This is a genomic window from Nocardiopsis tropica (assembly GCF_042660575.1).
GTDB classification, from domain to species: domain Bacteria; phylum Actinomycetota; class Actinomycetes; order Streptosporangiales; family Streptosporangiaceae; genus Nocardiopsis; species Nocardiopsis tropica.
Window position 1 is genome coordinate 396,220 of the sequence record NZ_JBHSUF010000004.1, and the last position, 15,709, is coordinate 411,928.

Annotated in this window: 14 protein-coding genes and 1 pseudogene; 8 read left to right on the top strand and 7 right to left on the bottom strand. The window is 74.1% G+C overall.

Features of this window, described 5'->3' with window-relative positions; translation table 11 throughout:
- Positions 1-139 precede the first annotated feature (139 nt).
- The 5 genes and pseudogenes from ACFQBR_RS09230 to ACFQBR_RS09250 all read right to left on the bottom strand — a co-directional run bounded on the left by ACFQBR_RS09230 (position 140) and on the right by ACFQBR_RS09250 (position 4,811).
- Positions 140-820, bottom strand: coding sequence for a methyltransferase domain-containing protein (locus ACFQBR_RS09230; RefSeq protein ID WP_378552817.1), 681 nt, complete (start codon positions 818-820; stop codon positions 140-142).
- Positions 808-1,479 carry a TIGR04282 family arsenosugar biosynthesis glycosyltransferase gene (locus ACFQBR_RS09235; RefSeq protein WP_344183310.1) on the bottom strand — a complete coding sequence of 224 codons (672 nt, stop codon included), beginning with the start codon at positions 1,477-1,479 and terminating at the stop codon, positions 808-810. Before ACFQBR_RS09235 ends, ACFQBR_RS09230 begins: the two co-directional genes overlap by 13 nt.
- A complete protein-coding gene (locus ACFQBR_RS09240) occupies positions 1,476-2,252 on the bottom strand; it encodes a glycosyltransferase family 2 protein (protein ID WP_344183308.1) in 777 nt (258 codons plus the stop codon). Before ACFQBR_RS09240 ends, ACFQBR_RS09235 begins: the two co-directional genes overlap by 4 nt.
- Positions 2,253-2,282: 30 nt before the next feature.
- Positions 2,283-3,396 (bottom strand): annotated as a pseudogene (locus ACFQBR_RS09245) (NAD-dependent epimerase/dehydratase family protein); the annotation flags it as partial.
- Between the two features lie 200 nt (positions 3,397-3,596).
- Complete coding sequence (locus ACFQBR_RS09250; RefSeq protein ID WP_267949662.1) at positions 3,597-4,811, bottom strand: MFS transporter; 1,215 nt, start codon at positions 4,809-4,811, stop codon at positions 3,597-3,599.
- A gap of 825 nt (positions 4,812-5,636) precedes the next feature.
- Here ACFQBR_RS09250 and ACFQBR_RS09255 point away from each other — a divergent pair.
- Genes ACFQBR_RS09255 through ACFQBR_RS09270 form a run of 4 tightly spaced genes read left to right on the top strand, consistent with a single transcriptional unit; the run spans position 5,637 to position 9,185 of the window.
- A complete protein-coding gene (locus tag ACFQBR_RS09255) occupies positions 5,637-6,056 on the top strand; it encodes a universal stress protein (protein ID WP_344185249.1) in 420 nt (139 codons plus the stop codon).
- Positions 6,053-7,063: a Bug family tripartite tricarboxylate transporter substrate binding protein gene (locus ACFQBR_RS09260; protein ID WP_267949654.1), complete on the top strand. Its 1,011-nt coding sequence runs from the start codon at positions 6,053-6,055 to the stop codon at positions 7,061-7,063. Before ACFQBR_RS09255 ends, ACFQBR_RS09260 begins: the two co-directional genes overlap by 4 nt.
- A 24-nt stretch (positions 7,064-7,087) precedes the next feature.
- Positions 7,088-7,627, top strand: a complete 540-nt coding sequence (locus tag ACFQBR_RS09265; RefSeq protein ID WP_344185251.1) for a tripartite tricarboxylate transporter TctB family protein — start codon at positions 7,088-7,090, stop codon at positions 7,625-7,627.
- 1 nt (position 7,628) lies between these two features.
- Positions 7,629-9,185 (top strand): tripartite tricarboxylate transporter permease, encoded by a 1,557-nt coding sequence (locus ACFQBR_RS09270; protein WP_344185252.1) that lies wholly within the window; start codon positions 7,629-7,631, stop codon positions 9,183-9,185.
- 75 nt (positions 9,186-9,260) lie between these two features.
- On the opposite strand, the gene acnA is transcribed toward ACFQBR_RS09270, so the two are convergent.
- Complete coding sequence (acnA, locus tag ACFQBR_RS09275; protein ID WP_344185253.1) at positions 9,261-11,933, bottom strand: aconitate hydratase AcnA; 2,673 nt, start codon at positions 11,931-11,933, stop codon at positions 9,261-9,263.
- A gap of 81 nt (positions 11,934-12,014) precedes the next feature.
- Here acnA and ACFQBR_RS09280 point away from each other — a divergent pair, with 81 nt between their 5' ends.
- Positions 12,015-12,695 (top strand): GntR family transcriptional regulator, encoded by a 681-nt coding sequence (locus ACFQBR_RS09280; RefSeq protein WP_344185254.1) that lies wholly within the window; start codon positions 12,015-12,017, stop codon positions 12,693-12,695.
- Between the two features lie 36 nt (positions 12,696-12,731).
- On the opposite strand, the gene ACFQBR_RS09285 is transcribed toward ACFQBR_RS09280, so the two are convergent.
- On the bottom strand, positions 12,732-13,805 hold the full coding sequence (locus tag ACFQBR_RS09285; RefSeq protein WP_344185255.1) for an alkene reductase: 1,074 nt from the start codon (positions 13,803-13,805) through the stop codon (positions 12,732-12,734).
- Between the two features lie 322 nt (positions 13,806-14,127).
- Between ACFQBR_RS09285 and ACFQBR_RS09290 the strand changes: the two genes are divergently transcribed.
- From ACFQBR_RS09290 to ACFQBR_RS09300, 3 genes are all read left to right on the top strand, one after another.
- Entirely contained in the window at positions 14,128-14,790 is a 663-nt protein-coding gene (locus tag ACFQBR_RS09290) for a pentapeptide repeat-containing protein (protein ID WP_344185256.1), read from the top strand.
- Between the two features lie 136 nt (positions 14,791-14,926).
- Complete coding sequence (locus tag ACFQBR_RS09295; protein ID WP_267949646.1) at positions 14,927-15,340, top strand: spore-associated protein A; 414 nt, start codon at positions 14,927-14,929, stop codon at positions 15,338-15,340.
- Between the two features lie 81 nt (positions 15,341-15,421).
- Positions 15,422-15,634: a hypothetical protein gene (locus ACFQBR_RS09300; protein ID WP_344185258.1), complete on the top strand. Its 213-nt coding sequence runs from the start codon at positions 15,422-15,424 to the stop codon at positions 15,632-15,634.
- Positions 15,635-15,709: the final 75 nt, after the last annotated feature.

Below are 15,709 nucleotides of genomic sequence, written 5' to 3' on the forward strand. Positions count from 1 at the left end.
GTGTCGCCGGGACGGGGGAAACCGCTGTTCGCAGGGGGTGCGGTCGGACACACCGCCGAGCGTGCGGTCCGGTACGCGCGGGCCGCGCGCACGCCCTGAGCGGCCGTCGGCGCGGCGCCGCTCCCCGGCCCGCCGCGGCTCAGCGCGGGGAGCGCAGCGCCGCGAACCGGCGCCCCCGCACCCTCCACGCCTCCGCCCACGTCCATCCGGCCGCCTCCGCGCACAGCCGCAGGGCGGGGAGCCCGACCCTCGCCCACGGGAACGGCGCCCCCGGATCCCGGCGGCCGTCGGTGACCTGCACCGTCACGCACTCGTGGACGTCCTGGCCCGCGGCCTCGACGACGAGCAGGCCGCCGGGCAGGACGATCTCCCGTATCCGGGAGAGCAGGTCCCCGGGCACGCCGCCGATACCGATGTTGCCGTCGAGCAGCAGGGCGGTGCGCCAGGCGCCCTCCCGGGGCAGGGGGTCGAACACCGACGAGCGCACCGCCAGGCCGCCCGCCTCGACGGCGCGCGAGACCGCGACGGGGTTCGTGTCCACGCCCAGCGCGAGGTGGCCGCGGGCCGTGAGCGCGGCGACCATGCGGCCGGGGCCGCACCCGACGTCGACGGTGTCGCCCTCGGCGCGCTCCAGCACGCTCTCGTCGGCGGCGTCGGTCCCCCCGCACCAGCGCTCGACCTCCAGCGGGAGCATCCACCCGTCGGACCGGCACAAGAACAGGGGGCCGCGCCCGCTGGCGAGCGCCTGCGAGTAGGGGTCGCACAGCCACGGGGCCGACCCGGCGTCGATCCCGGTCCCGGCCGCGCTCACCTGCGGCACCGCGCTCTCGCCAGCCGGACGGCCCTGCCGAAGCGGCTGCGGGGTATCAGCGACGCCACGAGGGCGGCGTCGCGCGCGGTGTCGACGTCGGTGATCCTCTCCAGGTCGCCCACTCGCAGTCCCGCGCCGACGAGCCGCTCGCGCTGGACCCGGCCCGTGTGCGCGGTCGACATCGGGACGCCGCGCAGCAGAGCGGGGTCGGGGGCGGCCAGGCCGAGCGCCCAGAAACCGCCGTCCTCGCTCGGTCCGAACCACGCGTCGGCGCGGTCCCACGCGTCCGGGGCCAGCGCGGGCGCCAGGAGCGTCCGGCTCACCTGGGGGGTGTCCATGCCGATCAGCAGGGTGGGCCCCGAGCAGGCGGCGAAGGCGTGCGCGAGCCGCTCGTCCAACCCGGCGCCGACCTGCGGCACCACCTCGAAGCCCGGGGACGGGAGCCAGGGGCCGGGCCTGCCCTCCAGGACGAGGAGCCGCCTCCTGGCGGGGAGGGAGCGCACCGTGTGCAGGGTGTCGGCCAGGGCCGCCTCCGCGAGCGTGGCGGCCTCCTCTCTCGTGTACTCCGGGGTGAGCCGCGTCTTGACCAGGCCGGGGACCGGTTCCTTGGCGATGACCACCAGGGTGGCGGCCCCGGTCGGCAGGGCGGCGTCGCGGCGGCCGGTCACGGCGACCCTCCCCCCGCGGGCGCGCGGCGCCGGGCAGGGGGCTCGCGCAGGACCGCCGTCATGTCGCGCACCGCGGTCCAGGTGCCCCGCCACGTCCCGGTGACCTTGGACCTGCCCGACCGGGGCAGGTAGGGCACGTCCACCTCCTCGATCCGCCACCCGGCGTCGGCGGCGCGCACGACCGTCTCCAGGGGGTAGCCCGAGCGGCGGTCGGCCGTTCCCAGCGCGAGGAGCCCGGCCCTGCGGGCCGCCCGCATCGGGCCGATGTCGCGGACCCGCACCCCGGTCCGGGAGCGCAGCATGCGCGCGACGGCGGCGTTGCCGGCCCTGGCGTGCACCGGCCAGGTCCCCCGGCGGGCGGGGCGCCGCCTGCCCATGACCAGGTCGGCCCCGCCGGAGCGGACCCGCTCCACCATCTCCGGGAGGAGCCCGGGGTCGAGCGAGGCGTCGCAGTCGCAGAAGCAGACGAACTCGGCGGTCGCGGCGGTCAGGCCCGCGTGGCACGCCGCGCCGAAGCCCCGGCGCGGCTCGGGGACGACGAGGGCCCCCAGGGCCTCGGCGACGGAGGCCGAGCCGTCCGTCGAGCCGTTGTCGACGACGATCGCCCGCCAGCCCGGCGGTATCCGCTCCATGACCCAGGGCAGGGCGGCGGCCTCGTCCAGGCAGGGCAGCACCACGTCGACGGGCGGCGCGGGACCGCCGCCCCCGGGACCGTGGCCGGCGCGCGCCGGTTCGTCGTTCTCGCGGTCGTGCTCGTGAGGTTCACTGGTCATCTTGATCACGTTACGAATCGATGCCCTCGCCGGGGGTGAACGGCGGTCGCGACACGCGGAGGCGTCGTCCTCACCCCGTCGTGGCGCCCGCGCCGACCGATCCGCGCAGTTCGGCGCGGGCGAACTCGGCCATCCCCTCGGCGAAGCCGACCCTCGGCCGCCAGGACAGCTCCTCGACCAGCCGCCGGGAGGACGCGGTGATGTGCCGTACGTCGCCCAGCCTGTACTCGCCGGTGGTCCGGGGCGCCGGGCCCCCGTACGCGTCCGCCAGCGCCCGCGCCATCTCGGCGATGGTGTGCGGCGTCCCGCTCCCGGTGTTGAAGGCGGACAGCTCCCCGCCGGCCCGGTCCCGCACCGCCTCCAGTGCCGCCACGTTGGCCCTGGCCACGTCCGCGACGTGCACGAAGTCGCGCCGCTGGCGGCCGTCCTCGAACACGCGGGGCGCCTCGCCGCGGGCGAGCGCGGAGCGGAAGAAGGAGGCGACGCCCGCGTACGGGGTGTCGCGGGGCATCCCGGGCCCGTACACGTTGTGGTAGCGCAGGGACACCGCGCGCCCTCCGACGGCCCTGGCCCACGACGCGCACAGGTGCTCCTGCGCCAGCTTCGTGGTGGCGTAGACGTTGCGCGGGTCGGTCGGCGCCTCCTCCCCGACCAGGCCGGGCACGAGCGCGGCGCCGCAGCGGGGGCACGGGGGGTCGAACACCCCGGCCGCCAGGTCCGCCTCCGCCCTCGGTCCCGGTCGGACGTCGCCGTGCTCGGGGCACGTGTACCGGCCCTCGCCGTAGACGACCATCGAACCGGCCATGACGACGTCGCGGACCCCGGCCCGGGCCATGGCGGCCAGCAGGACCGCCGTGCCCAGGTCGTTGCAGCCCACGTAGTCGGGGGCGTCGAGGAAGCCGGCGGAGCCCAGCCCGACCATCGCCGCCTGGTGGCAGACCGCGTCCACCCCGCGCAGGGCACGCTCGACGGCGTCGCCGTCCCGGACGTCGGCCACGACGTCGACGCCCTCCCGCGGCCCCTGCCCGGGGTGGGCCTGGGGCAGGTAGGCGTCGAGGGTCACCGCCTCGTGCCCGGCCAGGCGGAGTTCCTCCGCCACCCGCGATCCGATGAACCCGGCCCCGCCTGTGACTAGTACGCGCATGGCCCCAACCTACGTTTCGATCACGCAACGTCACCGTCTCCGCCACGCACGGTGCGGTGTTTCCGCGGCCGGCGCCCCTGTCGGACGCCGACCGCGCCCCGGGGGCCGCACGGCGGCGGGCGGACCGCCGGGCGTGCGGGGGCCGGGCCGCGGCGGGCGGACCGACCGCGGCCCGGTCCGGCCGCTCGCCCGGGGCGGCCTCAGACGGCCGCGCCGGACCGGCGGCGGCGGGTCGTGCTCGCGCCCGTGGCCAGGGCCACGGTGAGCAGGACGGGCACCAGGAGGCCGGTGCCCACTCCGCCCTGCTCCGAGAGCACCCCGATCACGGGGGCGCCCAGCAGGGGTCCCAGGTAGCCGATGGCCGCGACCGTTCCCAGGTTCTTGCCGACGCGCCGGGGGTCGATCTCCGCCGCCGCGCTGAACAGCTGGGGCACCGCGCACGAGAGGCCGAGGCCGACCAGGGCGAACCCCGCCAGGACCGTGGCCTGGGTGGGCAGGCCCAGGGCCAGGGAGAACCCGGCGACCGCGACGAGCGCACCGGACCTGAGCAGGACCACCCGGCCCAGCCACAGGACCAGGCGGTCGCCCATGAGGCGGCCGATGGTCATGGTGACCGTGAACGCCGCGAACGCCGTCGCCGCCATGGCGCCGGAGGCGCCCACGCTCTCCTGGGCGTAGAGCGCGCTCCAGTCCTGGACGGCGCTCTCGGTGAGCATCGCGGCCAGGGACAGCACCCCCAGGGTCAGGAGCAGGGGGGAGAGCCGGAGCCTGCCGGGTGACCCGCCGGCGCCGCACTGCTGGTCGACCGCCGGTGGCGTGTACCGCGCGAGCGCTCTCGCGGGGGCAAGTGCGGCCAGCGCCAGGAGCGCGCCCATGGCCTGGAAGGTGATGAGGGGACTGAGTCCGACGTGGGCGGTGACGACACCGCAGACGGCGCCGAAGGACGCTCCGAGCGACACGAAGGCGTGGAAGGAGGACAGGAGGGGCCGCCCCAGCGGCTGCTGGAGGGTGGCGGCGTGGGTGTTGACGCTGATGTTGAGCAGGGAGTGGGCGACGCCGAGGACGAACAGGGCGGCGGCCAGCTCGCGTGGCCCCATGGCCGCTCCCGGCAGGGCCAGGCAGAGCGAGGCCGCGACCGCGGCCGGGGGGACGACGAAGCGGGGGGCGCACCTGTCGAGCAGGGCGCCGCCCACGCGGGCCGTGATGATCGCCCCCACCCCCATCGCGAGGAGCGCGAGGCCGAGCTGGTCGGCGCCGACGCCGCTCTGCTCCTTGACGGCGGGGATACGGGAGGCCCACACGGGGATCACGGCCCCGGTGAGGAAGAAGTACCCGGCGAGGGCCGATCGGGCGTGGAGGGCCCTTTTCTCACTGGTATCCCGATCTGGATTGGGGTGTGCGGTGTCAGGTTTCATGGACACTCTCCAGGTTCTCTGGGGTGGTGGAATCGAACGTCACCGCAGGAAATGGTCACGGGCGAGGTCGGGGTCAGGGGCGCATGCGAACACGCAGGCCTCTGGCCGCGCTCTCCCTGCCAGACCCATGGTCGGCCGAAAACACGAGGTTACAAGCGCCACAACCCGAAGAGTAGTAATTCGCGGACTTTATTTTGTAGAACTGCGAATGGCTTAATCCAGAATTTTCACAAAGTTGTGGAACATGGGGATATTATCCGAGATATTCTTTTTCTCGGAAACAAATGAGAACACCGGAAAGAATGGCAATGACCAACAGATCCCGCTTGTCGACGCATTCGACCGAAGGACACATGCCGCACAGCAGGACAAAAGAACCCGGCGCGCGAGAATTGGTTACCCCGGTCCGAAGTTATCCTGTGGCTTCCTCCACCGGGGAGCACCCCCGCCGGAACACGAAGTGTGGTCCGCCACACTCCTCCATACAGCCCCACCTGGAACACCAGGTCAGACCCGTCCCGGCCACCGGGTGCGGACGGCGGCCGGCGTCGGCCGGACGCCGGCGGCGGCTCCCGGAGCGACTCCGGGGCCGCCCGGATCCCGCGCGCGGGGAGTCGGGCGCGCCTGCGCCCCCGGGGCCGCCCCGACCGGGCCCCACCCCCGCCGCCACAGGCACGGGCACGGCCCCGAGCCGGCCCCCGCCACGGCCTGCGGGAGGCATCCCTGCCGCCGCTCCCTCCCCTGACGTTGACGGATCGGCCCCGGTGATACAGCCTATACACTGCACACTGTGACGCCAGTCACGGATGGTTCGAGGAGGAGCAGATGACAGTGGTGCTCGCACACGCCCCCGTGGAGTCCGCCGAGGCGGCCTTCGCGCAGGCGGTCCGACAGGCGGGACTCCAGGGCGGCGAGTTGGTGATCGCCAACGCCGTCTCGGACGACGCCGCCGCCGACACACGGGCCGCCGACGAGTCCCGGGTCCGCGAACTCGTCGGGCGCGCGGAGGCCGAGGGGGTCCGGGCGAGGGCCGTACGCCTGGCCGACGCCGACGCGGCGGCCGCCCTCCTGGAACTCACCGAGGAGCTGGACGCCGACCTGCTCGTCATCGGGGTCCGCCACCGCTCCGCGATCGGCAAGCTGCTCATGGGCAGCACGGCCCAGCGCCTGCTCCTGGAGGCGTCGTGCCCCGTGCTCGCTGTGAAGTCCGGAGCCGGGCCCCGCAGAGCGGGAGGCCCCGCGTGATCGGCGACAAGGGCCTCCTCGGCGCCGGGATCGGCCTCGCCCTGGTCGTGACGACCGGGTTCTTCGCCGTACAGGACGCCGCGGGCGGCGACGAGGGCTCGCGCGCCCGCTCCGCCCTGACGGTCATCGCCCCCGCCGCGGCCGGAGGGGGCTGGGACCTGGCCGCCCGCGAGTTCCAGCAGGCCACCAGGACGGAGTCGATCGTCAACAACGTCCAGGTGGTCAACGTGCCCGGCGCGGGCGGCACCATCGGCCTGGGCCAGCTGGCCAGGCTCGACGGGGAGCCCACCACCGTGATGGTCACCGGCGCCGCCATGGTCGGCGGCGTGGAGATGGGCGGTTCCCCGGTCCGGCTGAGCGACGTGACGCCGATCGCGCGCCTGACCGACGACTTCGAGGTGATCGCGGTCCCCGCGGACTCCCCCTGGCAGACCCTGGACGACTTCCTCCGGGCCTGGGAGGAGGACCCGGACATCCCCGTGGGCGGCGGGTCGGCCGGATCGCCCGACCACCTGGTCGCCGGGCAGCTCGCCGAGGCCGCGGGGCTGGACCCCGCCGACCTGCACTACACGCCGCACGCCGGGGGCGGGGAGCTGACGATCTCCCTGCTCTCCGACGCCGGCGGCACCGTGCAGATCGGCGTCACCGGGTTCAACGACTTCCGCGACCTCATCGAGGGCGGGCGGCTGCGGGCGCTGGCCGTCGTGGCGCCCGAGCGCCTCGACGGGTTCGACATCCCGACCACCGCCGAACTCGGCTACCCCTCCGTCGACCTGGTCAACTGGCGCGGCCTCGTCGCCGCCCCCGGGATCACCGACGAGGACCGGGCGGAGCTCCTGGCGATCACCGAGGAGATGTACGGGGCCGAGTCCTGGCAGGAGGCGACCGACCGCAACTACTGGCAGCCGAACTGGGCCGGTCCGGAGGAGTTCGCGGAGTTCCTCACCGACGAGGAGGTCCGGATCCGCACGCTCATGACCGACCTCGGCCTCATCTCGGGTTCCTGAGCCCGAGGACTTCACGGAGAGAACATGTCACACACAGACCTCGACAGCGGCTCGGCCGCCGACCCGGCGGAGGCCCCGCCGCGGACACCGTCCTTCTGGGACGGCCGCGGCGAACTGGTCATCGGCGGCCTCCTGCTGGCCATGGCGGGCACGCTCGCCGCGGGCAACGCGGGAATGGACGTCATCGGCGACGGCGGCCTGCTCGGCCCCCAGGGGTTCGGCTGGTTCGTGGCCGCGCTCGCCGCCGTCATCGGCCTCCTGCTGATCGTCGCGGCGCTGCGCCGCTCCCCCGGGCGCCGCGCCGCCCTGGCCGCGCAGGAGCGCACCAACTGGCGCGCCGTCGGCCTGGTCCTGCTCGGCATCGCCGCCTTCAGCGGCCTCATCGACATCGTGGGCTGGCTCCTCATGGCGACGCTGATGTTCACGGCCGTGGCGACGGGGCTGGGCAACCGGAACCTCCTGCGCAGCCTGACCGTCGGCTTCGTCATGGCCGCGACCGTCCAGATCGTGTTCAGCGGCATGCTCGGCCTGAACCTGCCCTCCGGCGTGCTGGGGGGTCTGTGACATGGAGCAGCTGACGCACCTCATCGGCGGGTTCGGCGCCGTCCTCACCCCCGTGAACCTCCTCTGGATCACCCTCGGCGCGTTCCTGGGCACGGCGGTGGGCGTCATGCCCGGCCTGGGATCGGCCATGGCCGTGGCCCTGCTGCTGCCGATGACGTTCACGCTCGACCCGCTGGCCGCGCTCATCATGTTCAGCGGCGTCTACTTCGGCGGCCTGTTCGGCGACTCCACCGCGGGCATCCTGATGAACACCCCGGGCAACAGCACCGCGATCGCCACCACCTTCGAGGGCCACAGGATGGCGCGGTCGGGGCGGGCCCCGCAGGCGCTCGCCACCTCCGCCATCGGCGCGTTCACCGGAGGCATTCTCGCCACCGTGCTGGTCGTCTTCTTCGCGCCCTCCATGGCCGACCTGGCGACCAAGTTCGGCCCCGGCGAGTACTTCGCGCTGGCCGTCTTCGCGTTCGTGGCGATCTCCGCCGTGGTCTCGGAGTCGCCCCTCAAGGGCCTGGCCGCCCTGGCGTTCGGCCTGGGGCTCGCCCTGGTCGGCACGGACCAGTCGACGGGCACCGCGCGCTTCACCTTCGGGATGCCGGCGCTCTTCGACGGGATCAGCGTCGTCGTCATCACCGTGGCCGTGCTGGCCGTCGGCGAGGTGCTGTACGCGGCCGGGCGCGTGGGCCACCGCGGCGCGCACGAGATCGTCCCCTCCGCGGGACGGCCCTGGCTGTCGGGCAGGGAGTTCCGGGCGGCGCTGCCCGCGTGGCTGCGGGGCGCCGGCATCGGCATCCCCTTCGGCATCATCCCGGCGGGGGGCGCGGAGGTCCCCACCTTCCTCGCCTACAGCGCCGAGCGCCAGCTGGACAAGCGCCGCCGCAAGCCGATGTTCGGCAAGGGGGCGATCCAGGGCGTGGCGGCCCCGGAGGCCGCGGGCAACGCGACGGCGGGGAGCGCGATGGGGGCGCTGCTGTCGCTGGGCCTGCCGACCTCGGCCACCGCGGCCGTGCTGCTGGCCGCCTTCCAGCAGTACGGCATGCAGCCCGGCCCCCTGCTGTTCGAACGCAACGGCGACATCGTGTGGGCCCTCCTGGCGGGCCTGCTCCTGGCCACGGTCGTGCTGCTGGTCATCAACCTGCCGTTCGCGCCGCTGTGGGCGAAGCTGCTGCTGCTCCCCCAGTCCTACCTCTACGCGGGCATCACGGTCTTCGCCTGCCTCGGGGTCTACGCCACGGGCGCGAGCAAGACGGACCTGGTGCTCATGTGCCTCCTCGGCGTCCTGGCGTTCGCCATGCGGCGCACGGGGGTGCCCCTGGCCCCGGTGCTCATCGCGGTGATCCTGGGCCCGCTGGCGGAGTACTCGCTGCGCGACGCGATGGCCAACTCCGGCAACGACCCGCTCACCCTGGTCGGGAGCCCGATCACCGTCGCGCTCTACGGCCTGCTCCTGCTCGGGCTCGTCTGGACCGCGTGGCGGCGGCTGCGCCCCGCCGCGCCCGCCGGCGAACCCGCCGCGGAGGACCCCGCGGACTCCGGGGAGGTCCCGCGGGCGCGGAGCTGACCCGGCGCTCCGACACGGAGGGGCCGGCCGGGAGGGACTCCCGGCCGGCCCTTCGCCGTGCGGCGCGCGGTCGGGTCAGTCCCGGGCCCGCCCCGGCTCCGACAGCGCCCGGTGCAGGATGTAGGGCAGCAGCCCGCCGTGGCGGTAGTAGAGCTGTTCGCGGGAGGTGTCCACCCGGGCCCGCACGGTGAACTCGGTGACCCGGCCCGTGCGCAGGTGGCGGGCGGTGACGGACAGGCGCTCGGGGACCTCGTCGCGGCCCTCCAGCCCCGTGACGGCGTACTCCTCCTCCCCCGTCAGCCCGAGGCTCCCGGCGCTGTCGCCGTCCTCGAACTGGAGGGCGAGCACGCCCATGCCCACCAGGTTGGAGCGGTGGATGCGCTCGAAGGACTCGGCGATGACCGCGCGCACGCCCAGGAGCGAGGTGACCTTGGCGGCCCAGTCCCGGGAGGAGCCCGTGCCGTACTCCCGGCCGGCGATGATCAGCATCGGCTGCCCGCGGTCGCGGTGGCGGTCGGCGACGGCGTGGACCTCGCCGACCGTGCGCTCGTCGCCGTCGGGGCCGAGGTCGACGGCGCTGCCGCCCGGCAGGCCGGGGGTCATCGCGTTGCGGAGCCGGGGGTTGGCCAGGCCGCCGAGTTTCATCACCTGCCAGTTGCCCCTGCGCGAGGCGTAGGTGTTGAGGTCGCGCGCCTCCACGCCGCGCTCGCGCAGGAACCGTCCGGCGGGGCTGTCGGCGGGGATGCGCCCGGCCGGGCAGAGGTGGTCGGTGGTGACGGAGTCACCGAGGACCTGGAGGGCGCGGGCGCCCACGATGTCGCCGTGCGCCCCCTCCGCGCCCCGCTCCGCCGCCAGTTCGAGGAACGGGGGGCGCTGCAGGTACACGGAGTCGGGGTCCCAGTCGAACCGGGCGCCCCCGGGCGCGGTGAGCCCCCGCCAGTTCTCGTCGCCGTCGAAGAGGGTGCCGTAGACCTCGGTGTACATCGACGGTTCGATGCCGGCGGAGACCACCTCCTCGATCTCGGCCTCGGTGGGCCACAGGTCGGCCAGCATGACCGGCTCGCCGTCCGGGCCGGTGCCGAGCGGGTCGGCGGTGAGGTCGACGCGGGTGGTCCCCGCCAGGGCGAAGGCGACCACGAGCGGGGGCGAGGCGAGGAAGTTCAGGGAGACGTCGTTGTTGACGCGGCCGTCGAAGTTGCGGTTGCCCGAGGTCACCGAGGCGGCCACCAGCCCCCTGTCCTCGACGGCGGCCGCCGCCCCGGGCGCCAGCGGCCCGGAGTTGCCGATGCACGTCATGCACCCGTACCCGACCAGGCCGAACCCCAGCTTCTCCAGGTCGCGCATCAGGCCGGCGCGCTCCAGGTAGTCCACGACCACGCGGGATCCGGGGGCCAGGCTGGTCTTGACCCACGGTGCGACGCCCAGTCCGCGCCGGACGGCGTTGCGGGCGAGGAGGCCGGCGGCGACCATGACGGCGGGGTTGGAGGTGTTGGTGCACGAGGTGATGGCGGCGATGGCGACGGCGCCGTCGCGCGGCCCGGACGCGTCGGGCCCCTCGGCGGGCGCGGGCTCCTCGGCGCGGCCCAGCTCGGCGAGGGCGGCGCGCACCGCCTCGCCGGTCCCGGCCAGCTCGACCCGGTCCTGCGGTCTGCGCGGTCCGGCCAGGCTCGGGGTGATCCCGTCCAGGTCGACGACGAGGGTCCGGTCGAAGCGCGGCCTGCGGTCGGGGTCGTGCCACAGGCCCTGCTCCTTGGCGTAGGCCTCCACCAGCCGCACGTGGTCCTCGCGGCGCCCGGTCAGGCGCAGGAACTCCAGGGTGCGGTCGTCGACGGGGAAGAGCGCGGCGGTCGAGCCGAACTCCGGGCTCATGTTGGCCAGGGTGCACCGCGTGGCGACGCCGGTGGCGCCGACCCCGGCGCCGAAGAACTCCACGATGCTGCCGACCACGCCCAGGCGCCGCATCCTCTCGGTGACGGTGAGCACGAGGTCGGTCGCGGTGACGCCGGGCCGCAGCTCGCCGACCAGTTCCACGCCGACCACCGGGGGGATGAGCAGGGAGACCGGCTGGCCCAGCACGGCCGCCTCGGCCTCGATGCCGCCCACGCCCCAGGCCAGCACGCCCAGCCCGTTGACCATGGTGGTGTGGGAGTCGGTCCCGGCGACGGTGTCGGGGAGGGCCAGGCCGTCGCGCACCTCGACCACGCGGGCCAGGTGCTCGACGTTGATCTGGTGCATGATGCCGGCGCCGGGCGGGACCACCTCGAGCGTGCTCAGGGCCCGCTGTCCCCACTTGAGGAACCGGTAGCGCTCGGCGTTGCGCTCGTACTCGCGCCGGACGTTGAGGCGGGGGGCGTCGGGGCGGGCGAAGAAGTCGGTGGACACCGAGTGGTCGACCGTCAGCTCGGCGGGGATCGCGCCGTCGACGGCACCCGGGTCCCCGCCGCGTTCGGCGACCGCGTCGCGCAGCGCGGCCAGGTCGGTCAGGACGGGCACGCCGTTGGTGTCGTGCAGGAACACCCTGGAGGGGTGGAAGGCGATCTCGTGGGTGCCGGTGCGCCCCTCCGCCACCGCCGCGATGTCGGCCCCGGTGACCAGGTCGCCGTCCTCGTGGCGCAGGAGGTTCTCCAGCATGATCTTGTGCGCGAGGGGCAGCCGTTCGGTTCCCGGCACCGCCCCGATGTGGAAGTACTCCGCGCCGCCCGCCGCGGACCCCAGCCTCCGGCGGCTGCGGTGTGAATCGATCGACATCAGTCCTCCTAGCCTATAGGCTACATGATGTCAGAAGTCAGGAGAGGCCGATATCCTGCCTCCTCAGGGAGGACGACGTTCGTGACGACGAAGCCGGTTTTCAGCAAGAGCCAGTACGCCTACGAGGAGATCAAGCAGCGCATCCTCGCCGACGAGCTGCACCCCGGGGCGGCGCTGAGCCAGGAGGGCATCGCGGCCGAACTGGGCGTCTCGACCACGCCCGTGCGCGAAGCGCTCAAGCGCCTGGCCGCCGAGGGGCTCATGACGCTGGAGACGCACCGGGACGCGCGGGTGACGGAGCTGACCTTCGAGGAGGCGCAGAGCCTGTACGAGGTCCGCTCGCACGTGGACCCCCTGGCCGCCGGGTGGGCGGCCCAGCGCCGCACCGGCGCCGACGTCGAGGCGATCCGCCGCGCGCTGGACGCCCTGGACCCGCTGACCGGCACGTCCGGCATCCAGGCGCTGAACGCGCACCGCGACTTCCACCGCGCCGTGTACCGCGCCTCCCACAACGAGCCCATGATCGGCATCCTGGACAGCCTGTGGGACAAGGCCGACCGCTACCGTCAGTTCACCCTGCGGCACCGCGCCGGCTCCGCGTCCGAGGACGCGCGCGTGCGCGGTGAGCACCGGGCGCTGGCGGAGGCGGTGATCGGCGGCCAGAGCGGGACCGCCGAGGAGGTCATGCGCGGGCACATCGAGCAGAGCCTGGGCCGGCAGGCCATGGAGGCCCTGCGCCCGGGGGCGGCCCCCGCGCTCTGACCGGGCGGGCTCGCGCGGCGCCCGCCCGGTGCGGTCTCAGTCCAGGGCCGGGTAGTCGGTGTAGCCCCGCTCGCCGCCGGAGTAGAAGGTGGCCCGGTCCGGGGCGTTGAAGGGCCCGTCGGCGGCCAGGCGCGCGGGCAGGTCGGGGTTGGCCAGGAACAGGGCCCCGAAGGAGACCAGGTCCGCGGTGCCGTCCGCCACCAGGTCGACCGCGTCCGGACCGGTCGGGACGCCGGAGCCGGTGGCGGGGTTGAGGACGAACGTGTTCGGCCACGCGGCGCGCAGCCGGTCGGTGAGCGCGCGGTCTGCCTGCTCCGCCACGTGCAGGTAGGCCAGGTCCAGCGCGGCCAGTTCGTTCACCAGGGGCAGGTAGGTCGCGGCCAGGTCCGCGTCCTCGGTGATGTCGTTGAACGTGCCGCCGGGCGAGATGCGGATGCCGGTGCGGTGCGGGCCGATCGCCCCGGCCACCGCCCGGGCGACCTCCAGGGGGAGCCGGATCCGGTTCCCGACCGGTCCGCCCCACCGGTCCGTGCGGAGGTTGGCGTTGACCGACAGGAACTGGTGGAGCAGGTACCCGTTGGCGCCGTGGACCTCGACCCCGTCGAACCCGGCCTCGACCGCGTTGCGCGCCGCGTCGGCGAAGTCCCGGACCGTCCGGTGGACCTCCTCGTCGGTCAGCTCCCGGGGGGTGACGAACTCTGCCGCCCCCTGGTGGGTGTACACCTTCCCCCGCGCCCTGACCGCGGAGGGGCCCACCGGCGCCAGGCCGTCGGGCAGCACGTTCGGGTGGCTGATCCGGCCGGTGTGCATCAGCTGGGCGAAGATCACCCCGCCCTCGGCGTGGACCGCGTCGGTCACCGTTCTCCACGCCCGGACCTGTTCGGCCGAGTGCAGTCCGGGGGTGTTGGTGTAGCCCTGGCCCACTGCGGACGGCTGGGTGCCTTCGGTGACGATGAGGCCCGCGCTCGCGCGCTGGGCGTAGTACTCGGCGGTCAGCGCCGTCGGGATCCGCTCCGGCTCCCGGGCTCGGCTGCGCGTCATGGGGGCCATCGCGATCCGGTTCCTCAGCTTGGTACCGGCCAGGTCGTGGGCCTCGAACGCCGTGGTCATGTCCTTCTCGCCTTCTCCTGCCGCAGAGCCGGGGACATCGTGCTCCGCAGAGTTTGTTGTCCGGCCGAGTAAACCACCCCGCGGACCGTCCACTCCTCGGCGAGCACCGCGCGCTCCCGCTCCCGTGTGCCCTCCGACAGGCGGGGGCCGGTGCCGCGGTCGGCGCCCCCGGCCGCCCGCCCCGGCGCCCGGCCGACCGGGGCACCGCTCGACGCGGTGGTAGGTTCCACTGGTCAGGAGACCGCGGTGGCGTCGGGTGCGAACCCGCGTCGCGCCCGTGTCCACCCCGCGGCCCGCCAGGGCCGCCCCAGGAGAGGACCCCGTGTCCGGTCGCCCCGTCCCCACCGAGATCTCGGACCTGCCCTACGCCGAGGACCTGCGCCCCTTCAGCATGGAGCAGCTGCACGACGACCCCCACGAGGCCGTCCACTTCGACGGCGGCGGGTTCGACCGGGTCCACCTCACCGGCGCCCGGTTCATCGAGAGCGCCTTCACCTCCGCCCGGTGGAGCGGCGGGAGCCTGCGCCGGTGCAGGTTCACCGACGTGTGGCTGCACACGGTGCGCGTGACGGGCACCGACATCGCGGAGTCCGTCTGGCTCGACAGCAGCATCGTGGACAGCGTGTTCGCCGGGGCCGCCTCCTTCGACTGCGAGGTCCGGCGCGTGGTCTTCTCCTCCTGCAAGCTCGACGGGGTGAACTTCAGGGCCTCGCGCATGGACGACGTGGTGTTCGAGGACTGCGTCCTCACCGACGTGGACTTCGGCGGGGCGTCCCTGTCCCGGGTCTCCTTCCCCGGCTCCAGCCTGCGGAAGGTGCACCTGGCCAGGGCGAAGCTGCGCGAGGTGGACCTGCGCGGGGCGGTCGACCTCGACCTGACGTCGGGCTTCGAGTCCCTGGCCGGCGCGATCGTCACCCGGGGCCAGCTGATCGCGCTCGCCCCCGCCCTCGCCGCGAGCACGGGGATCTCCGTCCGGGACGAGTGAGCGCCTCGGGCCTTCGCGAGAACGGGCCCGTGTCAGTGGACCGAGGATCAAGAAAGTGGTCACTCCCGGCCAAGGACGTTTCCGGGAGAACCCGTCAAGCTTGAGGGGCCCAACCACCGAACGAACGGATCCCCCCGTGCGACTGCTCAGGAAAAGCCTCGCCACCGCCACCGCCACCCTCGCGCTCCTGGCCGGCGGCGCGATCGCCGCGGCCCCCGCCTCCGCCGCCGCCTACAACGGCGCCTGCGGAACGGGCTACAACGTCGTCAACTCCGCCCAGGTGCCCAACAACCAGGGCACCCTCTTCCTCACCTACAACAACTCCAACGGCTACAACTGCGCGGTCACCATCCGCAACAACCCGGGCGCCGCACTGCCCATGCTCGTCGGCCTGCGCAGGACCGGCGACGAGAGCTCGGCCAGGTACGACTCGGGCGACTTCACCACCTACGCCGGCCCCGTCTACGTACACGGGAGCGACACCTGCATGGACTGGACGGGCACCATCAACGGCCACCAGGTCACGAGGATCGCCACCAACTGCGGCTGAGGCGCACGGGCTCCCCGGCCCGGCACGACGACGGCCCGCACCCCCGCGGGGGTGCGGGCCCCGAACGAACGGACCCTCCCCGTGCGACTGCTCAGGAAAAGCCTGACCATCGCCGTCGCGACGCTCACCCTCCTCGCGGGCGCGGCCTCCACCGCAACTCCCGCCTCCGCCGCCGCCTACAACGGTGCCTGCGGAACGGGCTACCAGGTGGTCAACTCCCTCCGGATACCCGGCAACCAGGGCACCGTCCACCTCACCTACAACAACTCCAATGTTTCGTGCCGGGTTCTTTAGAGGCTCGGAACCAACGCTTCGTCCTGCTCTGACACCGATTCCTGCTGGTAGAAGTTGTCTTCGAGCTCCGCTGGC